This is a genomic window from Streptomyces sp. NPDC087859, assembly GCF_044742595.1.
GTDB lineage: Bacteria > Actinomycetota > Actinomycetes > Streptomycetales > Streptomycetaceae > Streptomyces > Streptomyces canus_F.
Window position 1 is genome coordinate 230116 of sequence record NZ_JBIUUU010000010.1, and the last position, 17822, is coordinate 247937.

15 protein-coding genes are annotated in these 17822 nt (G+C 72.1%); 7 read left to right on the forward strand and 8 right to left on the reverse strand.

Annotation, left to right across the window (positions count from 1 at the left end):
* The first annotated feature begins 83 nt into the window (after positions 1–83).
* On the forward strand, positions 84–959 hold the full coding sequence (locus tag ACIOHP_RS25720) for a sulfurtransferase (RefSeq protein ID WP_401891272.1): 876 nt from the start codon (positions 84–86) through the stop codon (positions 957–959).
* A gap of 133 nt (positions 960–1092) precedes the next feature.
* Here ACIOHP_RS25720 and ACIOHP_RS25725 read toward each other — a convergent pair whose 3' ends face one another.
* Positions 1093–2178: a M12 family metallopeptidase gene (locus ACIOHP_RS25725; RefSeq protein WP_401891275.1), complete on the reverse strand. Its 1086-nt coding sequence runs from the start codon at positions 2176–2178 to the stop codon at positions 1093–1095.
* Positions 2179–2272: 94 nt separating this feature from the next.
* Between ACIOHP_RS25725 and ACIOHP_RS25730 the strand changes: the two genes are divergently transcribed.
* The gene (locus ACIOHP_RS25730) at positions 2273–4066 is read left to right on the forward strand and encodes a LuxR C-terminal-related transcriptional regulator (RefSeq protein WP_401891278.1); all 1794 of its coding nucleotides are present in this window, start codon (positions 2273–2275) and stop codon (positions 4064–4066) included.
* 91 nt (positions 4067–4157) lie between these two features.
* Here ACIOHP_RS25730 and ACIOHP_RS25735 read toward each other — a convergent pair whose 3' ends face one another.
* Complete coding sequence (locus ACIOHP_RS25735) at positions 4158–6722, reverse strand: CHAT domain-containing tetratricopeptide repeat protein (protein WP_361555863.1); 2565 nt, start codon at positions 6720–6722, stop codon at positions 4158–4160.
* 147 nt (positions 6723–6869) lie between these two features.
* Here ACIOHP_RS25735 and ACIOHP_RS25740 point away from each other — a divergent pair, with 147 nt between their 5' ends.
* From ACIOHP_RS25740 to ACIOHP_RS25750, 3 genes are read left to right on the forward strand one after another with little or no spacing between them, the layout of a single operon-like run.
* Complete coding sequence (locus tag ACIOHP_RS25740) at positions 6870–8288, forward strand: S8/S53 family peptidase (protein WP_401891280.1); 1419 nt, start codon at positions 6870–6872, stop codon at positions 8286–8288.
* 59 nt (positions 8289–8347) lie between these two features.
* On the forward strand, positions 8348–8923 hold the full coding sequence (locus tag ACIOHP_RS25745; protein ID WP_046257452.1) for an RNA polymerase sigma factor: 576 nt from the start codon (positions 8348–8350) through the stop codon (positions 8921–8923).
* Positions 8920–9402: a hypothetical protein gene (locus ACIOHP_RS25750; protein ID WP_401891285.1), complete on the forward strand. Its 483-nt coding sequence runs from the start codon at positions 8920–8922 to the stop codon at positions 9400–9402. The genes ACIOHP_RS25745 and ACIOHP_RS25750 overlap by 4 nt, the downstream gene beginning before the upstream one ends.
* 19 nt (positions 9403–9421) lie before the next feature.
* Here the strand turns inward: ACIOHP_RS25750 and ACIOHP_RS25755 are convergent, their stop codons facing one another.
* Positions 9422–10645: a cytochrome P450 gene (locus ACIOHP_RS25755; RefSeq protein ID WP_401891288.1), complete on the reverse strand. Its 1224-nt coding sequence runs from the start codon at positions 10643–10645 to the stop codon at positions 9422–9424.
* Positions 10646–10703: 58 nt separating this feature from the next.
* Complete coding sequence (locus tag ACIOHP_RS25760; protein WP_401891291.1) at positions 10704–11501, reverse strand: N-formylglutamate amidohydrolase; 798 nt, start codon at positions 11499–11501, stop codon at positions 10704–10706.
* A 46-nt stretch (positions 11502–11547) separates the two neighbouring features.
* Between ACIOHP_RS25760 and ACIOHP_RS25765 the strand changes: the two genes are divergently transcribed.
* Positions 11548–11886, forward strand: coding sequence for a DUF5713 family protein (locus ACIOHP_RS25765; protein ID WP_401891294.1), 339 nt, complete (start codon positions 11548–11550; stop codon positions 11884–11886).
* Positions 11887–11903: 17 nt separating this feature from the next.
* Here ACIOHP_RS25765 and ACIOHP_RS25770 read toward each other — a convergent pair whose 3' ends face one another.
* From ACIOHP_RS25770 to ACIOHP_RS25785, 4 genes are all read right to left on the reverse strand, one after another.
* Positions 11904–12494 (reverse strand): hypothetical protein, encoded by a 591-nt coding sequence (locus ACIOHP_RS25770; RefSeq protein ID WP_361555821.1) that lies wholly within the window; start codon positions 12492–12494, stop codon positions 11904–11906.
* A gap of 22 nt (positions 12495–12516) precedes the next feature.
* Complete coding sequence (locus tag ACIOHP_RS25775) at positions 12517–12750, reverse strand: DUF397 domain-containing protein (protein WP_401891297.1); 234 nt, start codon at positions 12748–12750, stop codon at positions 12517–12519.
* A complete protein-coding gene (locus ACIOHP_RS25780) occupies positions 12747–13610 on the reverse strand; it encodes a helix-turn-helix transcriptional regulator (RefSeq protein ID WP_361555815.1) in 864 nt (287 codons plus the stop codon). The genes ACIOHP_RS25775 and ACIOHP_RS25780 overlap by 4 nt, the downstream gene beginning before the upstream one ends.
* Before the next feature lie 234 nt (positions 13611–13844).
* Complete coding sequence (locus ACIOHP_RS25785; protein WP_361555812.1) at positions 13845–16064, reverse strand: NADP-dependent isocitrate dehydrogenase; 2220 nt, start codon at positions 16062–16064, stop codon at positions 13845–13847.
* A 207-nt stretch (positions 16065–16271) separates the two neighbouring features.
* Here ACIOHP_RS25785 and ACIOHP_RS25790 point away from each other — a divergent pair, with 207 nt between their 5' ends.
* Positions 16272–17807, forward strand: a complete 1536-nt coding sequence (locus ACIOHP_RS25790) for a M1 family metallopeptidase (protein WP_401891302.1) — start codon at positions 16272–16274, stop codon at positions 17805–17807.
* The last annotated feature ends 15 nt before the right edge of the window (positions 17808–17822 follow it).

The window sequence follows — 17822 nt, forward strand, 5'->3', positions numbered from 1 at the left end:
TGCTGTGCAAGTGAGGTCCGAAATATGGGATGACCATGCTCGACGGGCGAGATGCCCAGGTCACGGGCGTACCATCGGCCGCCATGACCTCCCTGCTGCCCGGCCCTCTGGTCGACGACACCTGGCTCGCCGCCCGCCTCGACGACCCCCGGCTGGTCGTCCTCGATGCCACCGCCCTGCTGCCCTCGCCCCGGCACGACGGCGACTACCGGTGTGCGAGCGGCCGCGCGGGGTGGGCCGAGCGGCACCTTCCGGGCTCCCGTCACGCCGACCTGACCGGCGGCCTCTGCGACCATGACGCCCCGTACCACTTCGCCGTACCGGCCCCCGAGGCGCTGGCCGGCGCACTCGCCGCGCTGGGTGTGGGGGAGGGCAGCGAGGTCGTGGTGTACGACGACGGCGGCGGCATCTGGGCGGCCCGGCTGTGGTGGATGCTGCGCGCGATCTCCGTACCGGCCGCCGTGCTCGACGGTGGCCTGGAGGCGTGGGAGGCGGCCGGGCACCCTCTGGCCTCCGGTGAGGACGCCGAACCGGCCCCCACGGTCACGCCCGTGACCCCGGTCCCGCGCCCCGAACTCTGGGCGGACCTCGACGAGGTGGCCGCCATCAGCCGTGGGGAACGCCCCGGCACCCTGGTGTGCGCCCTGCCGACCGGCGGCTTCGACGGCACCGCCCCCACCCGCTACAGCCGCCGCGGCCACATCCCCGCCAGCCGCAGCCTCCCCGGACGTGAACTCCTGGACTCCGCGGGCCGCGTGCTGCCCGGACCCGAACTCGCCGCCAGGGTCGGCACGGTGCTCGACACCGAGGACTCGCCGGTCGTCCTGTACTGCGGCGGCGGCATCTCGGCGGCGGGCGCGGCGCTCGCCCTGACGCTGCTGGGGCGCGAGGACGTGTCGCTCTACGACGGTTCGCTGGAGGAGTGGTCCAAGGACCCGGAACTGCCCCTGGCGCTCTGACCATGGCATGGGCCGGTGTGCTGAACATGGCGTGGGCGGTGACAGTCTCCCTCCCCCGAAGGAGACTGTCACCGCCGCTTCCCCCGGCGCCGGACAGTGGCCGGCATCGCCCGTGTGCGGTCTGTACGCGCTGTCACCAGCACATGACCGCGGTTTCCCCCGAACCCCACGCGGAGTACAGGCGCACACGGACGAAGTATCGACGGCCCTTGACGAGACGGGCCTTGACGGTGGCGTTGTGCGGCGCTCCTCCGTCGTCCTGGCCGGCGAGATAGCGGGGTTCCCCGTCCCGCTCCTCGAAGACCACCACGACGGTGTCGCTGTCGCCGAAGGTGCCCACGCTGTACTCGCGGGTCTCCGGCGGCTCGACGGTGAAGTCGGCCTGCTCGCCCGGGCCCAGACCGAGCGGGGCCGAACGGAACGGCACCAGTCCGGGCGGCCGCGACGGGCCGGCCGACGGGTACCAGCGCAGGACGTACTCCTTGTCGGACGGCGAGAGCGTGCCCGGCGGGTTCAGACCCGCACGGAACTGCTCCGGCTCCAGGATCAGTCCCCCCGAGAAGGGATACTCCATGATCGAGTGCGGATCCCAGACAGAACCGTTCACCTCACGCGCGTCGAGCTTGCGCAGGATGTTGAAGAACGTCCGGTCCCGGGTCCAGAAGTTCGGCGGGCCCGCCAGATCGGCGTAGACGGCCTCGTCGTCCCAGAGGATCCCGGCGAACGGGTTCTGGTGCTCGTGGTGCATGCCGAGCGCGTGCCCGATCTCGTGCAGGGCCGTCCCGCGCTCCCCGGGCGCGGTCAGGTCCCACCCGAAGTTCATGGTCCGCTCGTGCAGTCCGACCCGCAGCGCGTCCCTGCCCACGGTCGACCAGGAGCCGTCGCCGAGCTGGAACCCGATGCGCAGTTCCGCCTCGCCGCGGTCGCCGACCTCGGCGAAGGTGACGCCGACGCCGAGGTCCTGCCACTCCTGGAAGCACTCGCGCACCACGTCCCGCTGCTCCTTGGCGCCGACCCACGACACCCGCCGGGTCGCCCCGCTGCCCGGTACGGCGATGACCGAGGCATCGGACTCGCCGTCGAAGAAGTGGTAGTGCAGCACGGTGTTGTTGACCCACATCCGGCTTCCGCCGACGAGCGCACTGAGCCTCTCGGCGGCCAGCCCCGGTGCGAAAGCGGGGGCCGGCTGCTGCGCGAGGGAGCAGTAGCGGAAGGTCATGCGCCAAGAGTGCCGTCGGTGCACGGCGGGCGCCTGAGTCGAGGGCTACTCAAGTCCCTGTGTATCAGGTGTGAGTACTCGGGCTCTTGTAGGCGTGACGATTTTCGAACGGGACGCGAAGACCCTGGAACTGCCCTGGCCGTTCACCGGCCGGGAGGACGAACTGGAGCTGATCCACCGGTCCTCGGCCGCAGGTCACCACGGCATCGTGGTGACCGGTCCGGTGGGCTGCGGCAAGACCCGGCTCGTCACGGAGGCCGTACGCGGCACCGACTGCGCCAGGGTGGCCGGGACGCCCGAGACCCGGCACATCCCCTTCGCCGCGTTCGCCCATCTGCTGCCCGAGGCGGTCTCCCTGCACCGAGCCGTCCAACTGCTCTCCGCGGTACGGCTGTTGCTGGTGGACGACGCGCATCTGCTCGACGACGCCTCGGCCGCCCTGGTCCACCAGCTCGCGGTGCACGGCCGCACCCGGCTCCTGGTGGTGGCCACGGACGGCGTCCCCGTCCCGGGTGCGGTGTCCCGGCTGTGGACCGGTGAGCTGCTGCCCCGCCTCGCTCTGGAGCCACTGCCCCACGAGGAGACGGCCCAGCTGCTGGCGGCGGGCCTCGGCGGCGGCCTGGAGCCGCTCACCGTGAACCGGCTGCACCACCTGTGCCGGGGGGATCTGCGGCTGATGCGCGAGATGGTCGGTGCCGTACGGGAAGGCGGGCTGCTCGTCCGGCTGCCGGGCTCGGACGACCGAGCGTGGCGCGGGCCGGTGCCCGTGACGGCGGCCGTGCGGGAACGGACGGCCGGAGTCCTGGACCGGCCCGAGCGCGAGACGCTCGAACTCCTCGCGTTCGCCGAGCCGTTGACGCTCGACATGGACGGACTCGACCTGCGCGTCCTGGAGGACCTGGAGGCCGAGGGCCTGGTGCGGGTCGACGACCACGGCGGCGTACGCCTGGCCCACCCCCTGCACGGTCCCGTCCTGCGGGCGGCGGCCGGCCGGCTGCGGGCGCGGCGGCTCGCCCGTACGCCTGAGCAGTGCAAGGCCGCCCTGGAGGACGAGGCGGCCGAGCTGACCCGGGCGATGGAGCGGGCCGACGTACGGACCTTGAACGCACCCGTGGGGGAGTGGCTCGTCGCGGAGGGCGAGCCGGTGCCGTCCTGGTACGCGGCCGTGCGCGCGGGGTTCGCGCGGCTGCGGGGAGAGCTGCGGGAGGCGGCGGCCTGGGCGAGGGAGGGGCTGCGGGACACGGCGGGCGATCCGGCCTGCGGTGCCGAACTCGCCCTGGCCGTACTGCAGTCCGGCGAGATGACCGACCCCGACGCGGACCCCCGGGTGCGCACCGACCCCCGCACAGCGCCCTGGCTGGCGGCCGCACGCGGCGACCTCGACGTGGCGCTGGAGACGGTCACCGACGCCTACGACGCCGTACGCCTGGGAGCCCCCGGCGAGTCGCCCGGCGCGGAGGTCTTCGCGCTGCACGCCGACGCGCTCGCCCGGGGTGACGGGCCCGCCCTGGACCAGGCGGCCGAGCGGCTGGCGGAGCGGGGGTTCCTCCTCTTCGCCGCCGAGGCCTGCGCCCAGGCCGTGCACGTCCACAGCGACCCCCGGGCCGCCCGCACCTCACGCACCCGCGCGGTCGACCTGGCACGCCGCTGCCAGGGGGCCCGCACCCCGGCCCTGTCCGGTCTCGTCCTCGGTGAACTCACCGCCCGCCAGCGGCAGATCGTCACCCTCGCGGCCGCCGGCCTCAGCAACCGGCAGATCGCCGAGAAGCTGACCCTGTCCATCCGCACCGTCGGCAACCACCTCTACAGCGCGTACGCCCGGCTCGGCGCGGGCGGCCGGGGCGCACTGCCGTGGCTCGTGGAACTGCCCGACGCACAGCCGGCCTGAGCCGGCCCACGGACCGGCGGTCTGACCCCCGTGATCGGGGGAGGGGTCAGGCCGCCACATCGTCGCCGTGCCCTCGGCCCCGTCCAGGACGTCAGGCCGCCCCGAACGCCGAGAACGCCCACCCCGTGGCCTGATGCGTGGCGTCCCCGGGCAGCGCGGCCCGCGCGTCGCGCAGCGCCTCCGCCAGGGACAGCCCCGCGTCGAGCCCCTTGTGCAGCGCGAGCATCAGCGGCACCACCGCCGCGTCGTTGACGGGCGCCGTGCACGCCACCACGCCCGCGGTGCCCAGCGGCAGCAACGCGGTGACCAGGCCGAGCAGCTCGTCGGCGCCGACCGACGCGAAGCGGGCGGTGTCGCAGCAGGACAGGATGATCCGGTACGGGCTGCGGTCCAGCCGCTCGAAATCGTGCACGATGAGCGGGCCGTCCGCCATCCGCAGCGACGAGAACAGCGGGCTGTCGGCGCGGAAGGTGCCGTGCGCCGCGATGTGCGCGAGAGCCGCCCCGTCGAGCTCCTCCAGCACCCGCGGCACGCGCGCGTCGTCGTCCTCCAGCACCGTCGACCCGCCGTACCGGTCCGCCAGTTCGGCCACCTCCGCGCCCTCGGTCGCCAGCCCCGGCCCCCGCACCAGCACCTGGCGCCCACCGGGCGGCGGCTCGGTCTCCCGGGCCCGCAGCCAGCCGCTCGCCGACGGCGACACACTGAGCACCCGCTCCCGCAGCGACGGCAGCAGCGCCCACGGCACCCGGTGCAGCCGGCCCGGGGGCACGACGACGACCGGCCCGGACCCGAGGTGCGCCGCCGCCGGACCGAGCAACAGCTCCTCCAGACGGCGACCCGCCTCCGCCACCAGCGGAAGCCGTGCCTCCGCGCCGGGGTGGGCCAGCCGCCGCAGCCCCGCCTGCACATGCTCGGCCTCGGTCACCGCGTCCGCCAGCAGCCCCGCCTCGAACCGCCGCACCCGCCCCTGCCCGCACAGCAGCACCTGGACACGCCCGTCCAGCACGGCGAGTTCGACCAGACGTATCCCGTCCCCCAGCCGCTCCAGCAGCCTCGCCGGGTCGAACCGGCTGCCGTAGCCGGGTACGTCCCCGCGGATGTGCAGGGTCCGGGAGCGGATCTCCCGCTCCAGCCGCCGCTGTTCGCGATCCAGCGTCGGCACGGGACGGCCCTCCATGCGGGCCTCCTCCGCGCGCGCCGCGATCTCGCGGAACGCGGTCAGATCGCCGAGGAGCGTCGGGTCGGCCGGCGGACGGGTGGGCGGCGTGGACAGCGCGGTGGCCCGCCAGCGCTCGCTCCACACCAGCAGCCGGCGCGGACCGGAGCCGAGGCTGGCCTGCTGGGCCAGCGCGGCGAGTTCGGCACCCTGCGCCGTGGCCCGGGCCCGCAACTCCGCGGCGCCCAGCGTCATCCGGTGGTCGTCGAGCACGTCCAGGCCGCGCCGGCAGGCCTCCAGCACACCCCGCCCCGAACCGGCCGCCCGCGCCCGCAGCGCCTGCGCCGCCCAGCCCGTCATCCGGGCCAGCGGCGGACCGCTGTGTCTGCTGCGGGCCGCGACGGCCAGATGCCGTTCCGCGTCGGCCGTCCAGCCCAGCCCGAGCGCGATCCGGCCCGCCAGCAACGAGGCCTCTGGCGCGGCCGGCGCGCCGAACGAGGCCAGCTTCTCGGCCACTTCGGCCGCATCGGCGACCAGCCGCCCCGAACCGCGCCCCGCCATCACCCGCGCCTCGATCAGCACCAGCCGGGCATGCGTCTCCCACCAGGGCCGCCGCTGCGCGGCGAACAGCCGCACGGCGAGCGCGGCACGCGCGATCGCCGTATGGGGATCGCCCGCGAGACGGGCGGCACGCGCGGCGGCCAGCAGCAGCTCCGCCTTGCGGGTCGACTGCCCGCCGATCCGGTCGAGCACCCCGATCGCCGCGTCCGCCTCGGCCAGCGCCTCCGGGACGAGCCCGGCGGCCATCAGGACCTCGCAGCGCCGGATGTAGAGCATGAACGACGGCGTGCCGAGCTTGGCGTACCGCTCCTCGGCCTCGTCCAGCAGCCGCAGCGCGACCGGCACGTCCCCGGACCGGAACGCGGCCAGACCCCGGCTCTCCACCACGTCGGCCTTGTCGTGGTCCTGCCCGGTGGTGTCCCACAGCGCCTCGGCCGCAGTGAAGTCGGCGTCCGCCCGCTCCGCCGCGCCCAGCGCCAGATGCACGGTCGCGCGCAGGGTGAGCGCCCGCGCGGTCCAGATCACGTCGTCCGCCTGCCGCAGCACGGGGATCGCCCGGCGCACGTCCTCCAGCGCCTCCCGGTGCCGGCCGAGGACCCACGAGGCGAAGGCACGGCGAAACAGGACGCGCGCGCGGGTGTGTCCGCTGCCGATCGCGACACCCCGCTCCAGCGCGTCCAGGCCCTCCCGGGTCCGCCCCGCGTGCACCAGCGCCACCCCGAGCGCGGCCAGCACATCCGCCTCGCGGTCGGCCGACTCCGCGCGCGCCGCGAGATCGCGGGCGCGCCGAAGATGCTCCAGCGCGATCCTCAGGTCGCCCCAGTCCCGTTGCCAGATACCGATGACCTGGTGGGCGACGGAGGCGTGCAGCGGTAGGGGATCGGAGCCGAGTACCTCTTCCGCCCTCGCCAGCGCCTGGTTGGGGGCGGCGAACACCATGGGCAGCAGTTCGAGAACCGAGTCGCTTCTCGCCGTCACTCAACGGATGGTAGTGCTCCGGGTAGGGCGCCACACAGGTTTGGCGCTGTATCAATCAACGGTCCCGCGACTCTGACTGACGACCACCGCCCAGTGGGAGGACACGCCATGGCACCACAGCGATTCACCGAGCAGTTCGACCAGATCCAGCGTTCCATGCCCGACGTCGCCCTGGCACTGGGGCCCGACGATTCGGCCGAGTTCATCTACGAGAAGGGTGTGGTCCTCGCCCGGGACGGTGAGGAGGCGGCACTCGTCGAGGACACCGTGCGCAGCCACTTCACCGCCGCGACCGGTCTGAGCGGCGACCAGGTGCGCCGGGCCGGACCGCAGACCAACCGCTCCGGCATCACGCGTATCCAGGTCGGCGACCCCGGCCACGGCGACCGGCGCGCCGACCGGGCCGTCGCGGGCGCCCTGCGCGCCATGCGCGAGCCGGAGGGACGCGCCGGACGCCGTCTCGTCAGCCGCAACCACGTGGTGTCGATCGCGGTGAACTCCTGTCCCGGTGACGAGCCCGTGCCCGCCCCGCTCAACCAGGGCACCAACCCGGCCCCCGCGTCGGCGGGTCACGACGCGGACACCGCCGTCGGCGTCCTCGTCATCGACAACGGCCTCACCCACGACCACCAGCTGGTCCCGCTCCTGGCCCACGTCCAGGGCGACCTGCACGGCACCGAGACCGACCCGCAGGGCAACCTGCTCCAGTACGTCGGCCACGGCACCTTCATCGCCGGGATACTCGCGGCCATCGCCCCCAACACGGACATCACCGTGCGCAACACCCTCAACGACGCCGGCGCCATCCTCGAATCCGACTTCGGCGAGGCCCTGTTCGCCGCCGTCGACGAGGGCGGCTGGCCCGACATCATCAGCCTGTCCGCGGGCACCTCCAACGGTCGCACCGACGGCCTGCTCGGCGTGGACGCCTTCATGCGGGAACTCCGGCAGCAGCGCACCCTGTTGGTCGCCGCGGCCGGCAACAACGCCAGCGCCACGCCCTTCTGGCCCGCCGCCTACGCCTCGCTGCCCGACTACGCGGGCTCGGTCCTGTCGATCGGCGCGCTGCGCACCGACGGCGACCACGGCGCCTGCTTCAGCAACCACGGCTCCTGGGTCAACGCCTACGCCCCCGGCGAGCGCCTCACCAGCACCCTCACCGGCTTCGACGCACCGATCCCGTACGTGTACCAGCACTCCACGTACGAGGCCTGCCGCTTCCACTTCAGCTACCTGTGCACCTGCCAGCACCCGCGCCACGCGGGCGTGCTGAGCGACGACGGCACCCCCGCCAAGCCGGACCAGGTGATGTTCGACGGCTTCGCGCACTGGAGCGGCACCTCCTTCGCCACCCCTGCCGCCGCCGGCATGGTGGCCGCGTACATGACCGCCAACAAGGAGGACGACCCGCGGGCCGCCCGGCAGCAACTGATCGCCGCCAACACCGAGTTCGCGGAGGTGCGAGGGGCGCACGTCACCGCGCTCATTCCGCCGACCTGGCGCCCGAGCACGGCTGTCCAACGGTGAGGGCCGAACTCGCCCCCGTCACGGCGTACGATGACATGCCGTACACGAGGGGTGGGGCCGTGGACCGAGCAGATGTCGGCGCGCTGGTCCAGTCCGCCGTCGACGGTGACGCTGCGGCCTGGAAGGCGCTCGTGGAAGGGCTGAGCCCACTGGTGTGGTCCGTCGTGCGCGCGCACCGGCTGTCCGACGCCGACGCACACGAGGTGTACCAGACGGTGTGGTTCCGCTTCGCCCAGCATCTCGGCCGGATCCGTGAACCGCAGAAGGCCGGCTCGTGGCTGGCGAGCACCGCACGGCACGAATGCCTGAAGGTGCTCAAGAGCTTAAGGCGACTGACGCCCACGGACGATCCGCAACTGCTCGACCGGGTCAGCGAGGACCGCACCCCCGAGCAGTCGCTGCTGGACTCCGAGGAGGCGGCCGTGCAGAGCGAGCGGATCCGTCATCTGTGGCAGGAGTTCGAGGAACTCGGCGACCGCTGCCGGCAGTTGCTGCGCATCCTGATGGCCTCACCGCCGCCCAGCTACCAGGAGGTCTCCTCCGCCCTGGGCATCGCCGTGGGCAGCATCGGACCCCTGCGCCAGCGCTGTCTGCGCCGGCTGCGGGCACGCATGGAAGCAAGGGGGGCGGTGTGAACACCGTGAACGACGATTTCGACGAAGAGGCCCACGACGGCGAGGAGTTCGACGTCGATCTGCTGGAGGAGGAGCTCCGCAGGGCCGCCTCGATCCTCGATCCGGTACCGGCCCAGCTGCGCGAGATGGCCGTGGCGGCCTACGCGCTGCACGACCTGGACGCCCGCATCGCCGAGCTGACCTTCGACTCGGTGGTCGACGCCATCCCCGTGCGGGGAGCCGTCGACGCACCGCGGATGCTGACCTTCCGCGCGGGCGAGGTCACCGTCGACGTCGAGGTGACCGGACAGGAACTGCTGGGGCAGGTGCTGCCGCCCCAGCAGGCCCTGATCGAGGTGCTCACCGGTCCGCAGGCGGCCGCGCCCCTGGTCACCGACGACATGGGCCGCTTCACCGGAGACGCGCCGCCCGTCGGCCCCTTCGCGCTGCGGCTGCGGGCGGGCGGGGACGTCGTGGTCACGGAGTGGCTGCGGGTCTGAGCCACCGGCGAGGATCGGCCTACCAGGTCACGGGGAGCGTCCGGGGTCCGCGGATCATCGTCCTGCGGCGCCAGACGACCTGGTCGGCAGGGACCGCGAGACGCAGACCGGGCAGCCGGTCGAGCAGGGTGTCGACCAGCAGCTCGATCTGCAGCCGGGCGAGGACGGCGCCGGTGCAGTAGTGCACGCCGTTGCCGAACGACAGGTGCGGGTTGGGGTCGCGGTCGGCGTCGATCCGGTCCGGGGACGGGAAGACGTCGGGGTCGCGGTTGGCGGCGAGGTAGGAGACGTAGACCGCCTCGCCCGCACCGATCCGCACCCCGTGCAGATCGACGTCCTCCAGGGCGATCCGGGCCAGGCCGACCGAGGAGCGGTGCGGGATGTAGCGGAGCAGTTCGTCGAGGACGGGTCCGCGCTCCGCGGGCCGTTCCCGCATCCTCTCCATCAACTCGGGCCGCGTGAGCAGCAGATACAGCATCTGACCGCAGTTGTGGGTGACGGCCTCACCGCCGATCTGCAACGGCGCGGCCAGCCCGACCGCCTCCGCCTCACTGATCTCGCCCCGCCGCACGGCCGAGCCGATCAGCGAGTACACGTCGTCGCCCTCGCTGTGGGCGCGCGCCCGGACGGTGTCCGCGATCCAGCCGAACATGCCCTTCTTGGCCTCCGCGGAGGCCTCGGCCCCGCCCTTGGTGGAGACGATCTGCGCCGCCCAGGCGTGCATCCGCTCCCGGTCGGCGGCGGGCACCCCCATCACCTCGCAGATCACGGCGACCGGGAAGGGCTCCAGCACCCGCTCGACGAGATCGGCGGGCGGCCCCTCCCGCAGGACACCCTCCACCAGCGGGTCCAGGATCTCCTGCGCGCGAGGCCGCAGCCGCTTCATCGCACTCACCGTGAACGCGCCGGCCACCGTCTTGCGCAGCCGGTTGTGATCGGGCTGGTCGGCCCACGCCGGGGAGCCCGGCTGCGGACTGAAGTGCGGGGCGATCCGGGTGACCTGACGGGTCATCCCCGCGGTGCGGCTGAAGCGCGGATCGTTGGTGATCGCCCTGACGTCCTGGTAACGGGTGGCCAGCCATGCCCAGCCCTCGCCGAACGGCAGCCGGATGCGGGTCAGCGGCCCTTCCCGCATGAGGTCGGCAAGGATCGGATCGAACTCGGTGGCGTCGAGGTCGAGGGTGGGCCAGTCCCGTACGTCGGGCAGGTCCTGGCCGGTCAGCGTGCTGGTCTCCTCGGTCATGCCCCCAGCCTCACCGGCCTTGTGGTGCGCTGTCGCGCGGAAGTGCTCCAGCCGGAGGTCAGCGGGTGACGGCGTCGACGAGAGCGGCGAGGGCCGACACCAGCATCCGCAGCCCGGGGCCGGCGGGCCCGCCGGGTTCGCTCATGTAGGTGTCCCGCCGGATCTCCACCATCAGCGCGGACACACGGGGATCACGGCCGTGGAACTCCAGCGGCACGTACGTCCCGCTGAACGGACTGTCCAGCCCGATCCCCCCACAGCCCGCGAACGCCTCCTGAGCGGCCTCGACCAGCTCGGGAGGGGTGTGGAAGGAGTCGGTCCCCAGACACACCGGCGGCCTCGGGCCGTCGCCGTGCAGCTCGTAGGGGAGCGGTGCGGTGGGGTAGGAGTGCACGTCGACGATCACGGCCCGCCCCGTGGCGGCCAGCCGCCCGGCCACGGCATCGGTCATGGCCTGCGCGTACGGCCGGAAGTACCGCGCGATCAACGGCTCGGGATCGAAGCCCTCCGGCCGCAGGGGCGCGCGCCGGGTCGTCCGGGTGTACACGGCGCCCATCCCGACGGCGAGCATCTCCTCCCGCTCGTCCGGGAAGCGCTCGGGATCGACGACCAGCCGGGAGAGCCGGTTCACGAACCGCCACGGAGCGACGCGCGACGCCCCGGCCGCCGCCGCGGCGAGCTCCGCGGTGTGCGCGTCGACGATGTGGTCCAGCTCCCGCTCCAGCGCGGCACCCTGCGGCACGATCCCCGCCCGCACCTCGGCAGGTGTCTCCCGCGCCGAATGCGGCACATGCAGGATCACGGGCGACTCCCCGGCTCCGGGCACCAGCTCGAAGGACGGTTCGGCAGAGGTCATGCGGCGGCTCCGGGGCGTTGTCAGTGGCGTGGTGCACGATCACAGCATGAACATCAGCAATCCGCAGGCGGCCGCGCACCCGTTCCTCAAGGCGCTGTACGCGGATGACTACTACCCCGACCACGTGCTGGACCGGGGCAGGGAGATCCTGCTGCGCCTGTGCGAGCGGATCGAGGCGGAACGGCCCGCCGATCTCACCGCGCTGTACGTGCTGACGCATGCGGCCACCGAGGAGTTCAACGACCTCGAGGCGGCCTTCGACGCGGCGGGCAGCGAGATCGAGACCGTCGCGCGGGAGGAGATAGGCGAGCAGTTCTGGTTCATCGCCCACGCGTACGGCTTCACGGACGCGGACTCGGAGGAGCTGATCGCCGGGCGGGAGTAGTGAGGTAGGTGCCGTCCTCAGGGGCGGACCAGCGGCACCGTACGGGACAGGCCGCGCGGGGTCGACGCGGTGGTGCACTGGACTCTCACGTCGAGCAGGGAGTGCCGGAAGTCGTGGGTGGGGACCGTGTCGACAAGGAGGCGGTAGGTGATCGTCGTTCCCGAGCCGAGACGTCCGGGACCTATGCGCAGCTCGGCGCCGCGTACCCGGGCCGGGGGCGCCTGGGCGTCGCCGGGCCGGGACTCGGTGCTCAGCAGTTCGGCATACGGGACGCCCAGCCGCACCCGGAAGGGCTCGCTGCGGTCGAAGGCGCTGCTGGCTATGTCCCGCCGTCCCGAGTTCGTGAGCACCACCGTGACCACGTGCGGGTCGGTCAGGGGGGTGCCGTTGTGACTGATCTCCAGGCTGCCGTCGACGGGGCCGCGGACCAGCGGGTCGTGGCTGACCGTGCAGGTGAGCCGACGTCGGGGGTATGCCGTGCGGAACACGGCCCAGATCCCGCACCATCCCAGGACCACGGTGGCGGCGACACCGGCCGCGGCCCAGAAGGTCTCCGCCGCGTAGAAAGGTTCGGACGCGACGGGGTGGATGGATAAGACGTCGTACACGGTCAGCCCCCTGGCCAATCTCTCAGCGTTGGTGCGGGCGGCCGTCGGTGGCCGTTTTTTCGAGAAACGCGTGCCACCCGCGTGGCGAGAAGGCGAGGGCCGGCCGGTCCGTGTCCTTGGAGTCCCGGACCGCCACCACCTCCTCGACGAAGGTGATCTCGACGCATGCCCCGTTGCCCGTGCTGTAGCTGCTCCTGTGCCACACGGCGTTCTCGAGACCGACCTGCGGCGGGCGCCGGCCGTTCTGCTTGTTCATGAGTTCTGCATCTCCCTTGTGAGCTGTTCCAGCAGGGTGAGCGCCTCCTGCGGATCCGGAGCCGCCGCCCGCAGCAGGTCGAACGTCTGGATGAAGGTGCGGACGTCGCGCTCCTTCTCCAGATAGACGTTGCCGGCCATGGAGTTGACGTAGACGACTGTAGGCGTGTGGGGTTCGAACTCCAGCAGGGAGAAGGCGCCGGACAGGGCGGCGTGCGCGCCCTTCGCGAGCGGCATGATCTGAAGCGTGACGTTCGGCATGGCCGCCGCCTCCGCGAGGTACTTCAGCTGTGCCGTCATGACGTCCTTGCCCCCGACCGGCCGGCGCAACGCGCTCTCCTCCAGCACCACCCACAGTTCCAGGGGGTCGGGCCGGCTGGTGAGCAGGGCCTGGCGTTCCTTGCGGAACCGCACCAACTGGTCCGTCTCGTGCGGCTGGTTGTACGGCAGCGGGGCGATCACCGCACGGGCGTAGTCCTCGGTCTGGAGCAGGCCGTGGACCACCATCGACTCGTACGACCTCAGGACGCGGGCATCGGCCTCCAGGCCCGCGTAGGTGGCCATGCCCGAGGGCAGTACATCCCCGTAGTGCGCCCACCAGCCCTGCTGCTGAGCGTCCTTGTGGATCTGCATCACGGTCTCGATGCGCACCGGATCGGTGACGCCGTACCACTCGAGCAGGTCGCGCACGTCGCGGGCCTTGATGGGGGCCTGTCCCGTCTCCACCCGGCTGATCTTCGACATGGAGCACTCGAGATGGGTGGCGACGTCCTCGATCCGCCTGCCGGCCTGCTCGCGCAGGCGCCGCAGCTCCGCGCCGAGCTGACGCCGCCGTACCGTGGGCCCGCCAGCCGTGGCCATCGCCTCACCCCTCGCAATCGATGCTGTGGAGTATTGCTCGATGCAAGTGTGCCCCGTCATCAAGGGGCTTGTACCTGCGAGGAGTTGGGACGAGACATTTGGCTCACGCAATTGCGCCACGGAAGTCTCTTTGTCGTCCGGCGTCGCCCGGCTGGACACACGGCCACCCGCCGGACGCACCACCGCCCCGGCCGGGACAACCCGGCCGGGGCGGAGCCGCAAGGAGTGCTTGCGTCAGCTCAGGGACGCCAGCGCGTCGTTCCACGTCGTGGAGGGGCGCATGATCTTCGCGGCCTTGGCCGGGTCGGGCTGGTAGTAGCCGCCGATGTCGGCCGGCTTGCCCTGGACGGCGCCCAGCTCGTCGACGATCTTCTGCTCGTTCGAGGCGAGGGTCTCGGCGAGCGGCGCGAAGGCCTTCGCCAGGTCCGCGTCCTCGGTCTGCGCCGCCAGCTCCTGGGCCCAGTACAGGGACAGGAAGAAGTGGCTGCCGCGGTTGTCGATGCCGCCGACGCGACGGGTCGGAGACTTGTCCTCGTTGAGGAAGGTCGCCGTGGCGCGGTCGAGGGTGTCGGCGAGGACCTTGGCCTTCGGGTTGTCGGTGGCCGTCGCGTAGTGCTCCAGGGACGGGACCAGCGCGAAGAACTCACCGAGGGAGTCCCAGCGCAGGTAGTTCTCCTTGACCAGCTGCTGGACGTGCTTGGGCGCGGAACCGCCGGCGCCCGTCTCGAAGAGGCCGCCGCCCGCCATCAGCGGGACGACCGACAGCATCTTGGCGCTGGTGCCCAGCTCCAGGATGGGGAAGAGGTCGGTGAGGTAGTCGCGCAGCACGTTGCCGGTGACCGAGATGGTGTTCTCGCCGCGGCGGATGCGCTCCACCGACAGCTTCGTCGCCTCGACCGGGGCGAGGATCCGGATGTCCAGGCCCTCGGTGTCGTGCTCCGGCAGGTACGCGTTGACCTTGGCGATCAGGTTGGCGTCGTGCGCGCGGGTCTCGTCCAGCCAGAACACGGCCGGGTCACCGGTGGCGCGGGCGCGGGTGACGGCGAGCTTCACCCAGTCCCGGATCGGCGCGTCCTTGGTCTGGCAGGCACGGAAGATGTCGCCCTCGGCGACCGGCTGCTCGATGAGGACGTTCCCGGCCTGGTCGACCAGACGGACCGTACCGGCCGCCTTGATCTCGAAGGTCTTGTCGTGGGAGCCGTACTCCTCGGCCTTCTGCGCCATGAGGCCGACGTTCGGGACCGAACCCATGGTCGAGGGGTCGTAGGCGCCGTTGGCACGGCAGTCGTCGACGACGACCTGGTAGACACCGGCGTAGGAGGAGTCCGGCAGCACCGCGAGGGTGTCGGCCTCCTGGCCGTCCGGGCCCCACATGTGGCCGGAGGTGCGGATCATGGCCGGCATCGAGGCGTCGACGATGACGTCGGAGGGCACGTGCAGGTTGGTGATGCCCTTGTCGGAGTCGACCATGGCCAGGGCCGGGCCCTCGGCGAGCTCGGCGTCGAAGGACGCCTTGATCGCGGCACCCTCCGGCAGGGACTCCAGGCCCTTGTAGATGCCGCCCAGACCGTCGTTCGGGGTCAGGCCGGCCGCGGCGAGCGCGGTGCCGTACTGCGCGAAGGTCTTCGGGAAGAACGCGCGGACCACGTGACCGAAGATGATCGGGTCGGAGACCTTCATCATCGTGGCCTTCAGGTGCACGGAGAACAGCACGCCCTGGGCCTTGGCCTCGGCGATCTGCGCGGTGAGGAACTCCCGCAGCGCGGCCACGTGCAGCACGGACGCGTCGACGACCTCACCCTCGAGGACCGGTACCGACTCGCGCAGCACCGTGGTGGCGCCGTCCTCGGCGACCAGCTCGATCCGCAGCGCACCGGCCTCGGAGATCACGACGGACTTCTCGGTGGAGCGGAAGTCGTTCTGCCCCATGGTCGCCACGTTCGTCTTGGACTCCGACGACCAGGCGCCCATGCGGTGCGGGTGGTTCTTGGCGTAGTTCTTGACCGAGGCGGGGGCGCGACGGTCGGAGTTGCCCTCACGCAGGACCGGGTTCACCGCGGAACCCTTGATCTTGTCGTAGCGGGCCTGGATGTCCCGCTCCTCGTCGGTCTTCGGGTCGTCGGGGTAGGCCGGCAGCGCGTAGCCCTGCGCCTGCAGCTCGGCGACCGCGGCCTTGAGCTGCGGGATGGACGCCGAGACGTTCGGCAGCTTGATGATGTTCGCCTCGGGCGTCTTCGCCAGCTCGCCCAGCTCGTGCAGGGCGTCCGGGATGCGCTGGTCCTCGGTCAGGTACTCCGGGAACACCGCGATGATGCGCCCGGCCAGCGAGATGTCCCGCGTCTCCACGGCGACACCCGCCTGCGAGGCGTACGCCTGGACCACCGGCAGGAAGGAATACGTCGCCAGGGCCGGGGCCTCGTCAGTGTGCGTATAGATGATGGTCGAGTCAGTCACCGGGTGCTCCGCTCCACGTCTGCAACATTGCTCGACATCAAGATATCTCCTGTCCGTCCGAGGCTCGACAGCGGTCCGCGCACGCTGTCCGAGAACCGGCGCATCCGCAGAGCCGTTCGAAGCGTCTGATCTTGCGGTCAAGCATGTTGATCACACGTCTTCCGACGGCCGGACCCGACCAGCCGGCCGCCCGAACGAAAGCGGACCATGAGATATCGCACCAGAGTGACGGCCCCCGCCGCCCTGCTCGGCACCGCGGCGGTGCTGAGCGTGGCATCCCCGGCACTCGCGGCCCCCGAGACCGGCACCCCGGGCCCGGAGACCCTCGGCGACGCCGTCTTCCCGAGCCTCGGCAACGACGGCTACCGCGTCTCGGCGTACCACCTCGACCTCGCGTACGACGCCACGACCAGGCTCGTCGACGCGACGGCGACCCTCTCGATCACCCCCACCCAGGACCTGAGCCGCTTCTCGCTCGACGCCCTCGGCCTGGAGATACGCACCGTGACCGTGGCCGGTGCCGCGGCCGCCTTCGAGCAGGCGGGCGAGAAGCTGCGGATCACCCCCGCCGAGCCGCCGGCCGCGGACCTCCCGGTGGACGTCACCGTGGCCTACTCCGCGGACCCGCGCCGCACCCTCGCGCACACCGCCTGGGTCCCCACCCCGGACGGCTTCGCGGTGTGCCCCCAGCCGGACTCGGCGCACACCGTCTTCCCCTGCAACGACCACCCGGCGGACAAGGCGGACTTCACCTTCCGCGTCACCGTCCCGGCGGGCCTGCGCGGCGTCGCGAGCGGCGGCCTGGTGAGCACCGAGGAGCTCGGGGACGGCCGTACCGCGTACACGTACCGCTCCCGCGAGCCGATGGCCACCGAGCTCGTGCAGATCACGGTCGGCGACTACGTGATCAAGGACCGGCCCGGGCCCAACGGGCTGCCGCTCCGGGATGTCGTACCCACCGCCCGGGCCGCCGCCCTGGAGCCCGCGCTCGCCCTCACCCCGAACCTGGTGAGCTGGATCGAGCAGCGGCTCGGGGCGTACCCCTTCGAGACGTACGGCCTGCTGCCGTGCAACAACGACGCCTCGGACGCCTTCGACTTCACCGGTCTGGAGACCCAGACCCTCACGCTGTACAAGCCGAACTACCTGCTCCAGGCCGAGCCGAAGATCGGCTCGCACATGATGCACGAGCTGGTCCACTCCTACTTCGGCAACAGTGTCAGCCCCGCCACCTGGTCCGACCTGTGGCTCAACGAGGGCCACGCCGACTTCTACGGGCTGCTGTACCGCTATGAGCGGGGCTGGACCGACTCCCTCGGGCTGGTCACGATGGAAGCCCGGATGAAGGACACGTACGCGCGCGGCGACCAGTGGCGCAAGAGCTCGGGCCCGGTCGCGTCGCCCAACGCGGCCAACCTCTTCGACAGCCAGCGCTACCTGGGCGGCGTCCTCGTCCTGTACGCGCTGCGTCAGCTGGTCGGCGAGACCGTCTTCACCGGCATCGAGCGGACCTTCCTGGAGCGCTTCCGCAACTCCTCCGCGGCGACGGACGACTACATCGCCGTCGCCTCGGAGGTCTCCGGCACTGACCTGTCAGGGTTCCTGCGGGACTGGCTCTACGGAACGAAGACCCCGCGGATGCCCGGCCACCCGGACTGGACGGTGACGCCGGTGAGTTCGGCCCTGCGTCAGCCCCAGACCAGGCCGAGCAGCGGTTATCACGACAACTCGGCCACTCTGTAAGGCGATCGGCGGGCC

Excerpts from the sequence above, each read along its gene's own strand:
- ACIOHP_RS25735 (WP_361555863.1), bottom strand. The coding sequence starts at position 6,722 with ATGGTGTTCGCCGCCCCCAACCAGGCGCTGGCGAGGGCGGAAGAGGTA.
- ACIOHP_RS25720 (WP_401891272.1), top strand. The coding sequence starts at position 84 with ATGACCTCCCTGCTGCCCGGCCCTCTGGTCGACGACACCTGGCTCGCC.
- ACIOHP_RS25725 (WP_401891275.1), bottom strand. The coding sequence starts at position 2,178 with ATGACCTTCCGCTACTGCTCCCTCGCGCAGCAGCCGGCCCCCGCTTTC.
- ACIOHP_RS25740 (WP_401891280.1), top strand. The coding sequence starts at position 6,870 with ATGGCACCACAGCGATTCACCGAGCAGTTCGACCAGATCCAGCGTTCC.
- ACIOHP_RS25760 (WP_401891291.1), bottom strand. The coding sequence starts at position 11,501 with ATGACCTCTGCCGAACCGTCCTTCGAGCTGGTGCCCGGAGCCGGGGAG.
- ACIOHP_RS25755 (WP_401891288.1), bottom strand. The coding sequence starts at position 10,645 with ATGACCGAGGAGACCAGCACGCTGACCGGCCAGGACCTGCCCGACGTA.
- ACIOHP_RS25765 (WP_401891294.1), top strand. The coding sequence starts at position 11,548 with ATGAACATCAGCAATCCGCAGGCGGCCGCGCACCCGTTCCTCAAGGCG.
- ACIOHP_RS25790 (WP_401891302.1), top strand. The coding sequence starts at position 16,272 with ATGAGATATCGCACCAGAGTGACGGCCCCCGCCGCCCTGCTCGGCACC.
- ACIOHP_RS25775 (WP_401891297.1), bottom strand. The coding sequence starts at position 12,750 with ATGAACAAGCAGAACGGCCGGCGCCCGCCGCAGGTCGGTCTCGAGAAC.
- ACIOHP_RS25780 (WP_361555815.1), bottom strand. The coding sequence starts at position 13,610 with ATGGCCACGGCTGGCGGGCCCACGGTACGGCGGCGTCAGCTCGGCGCG.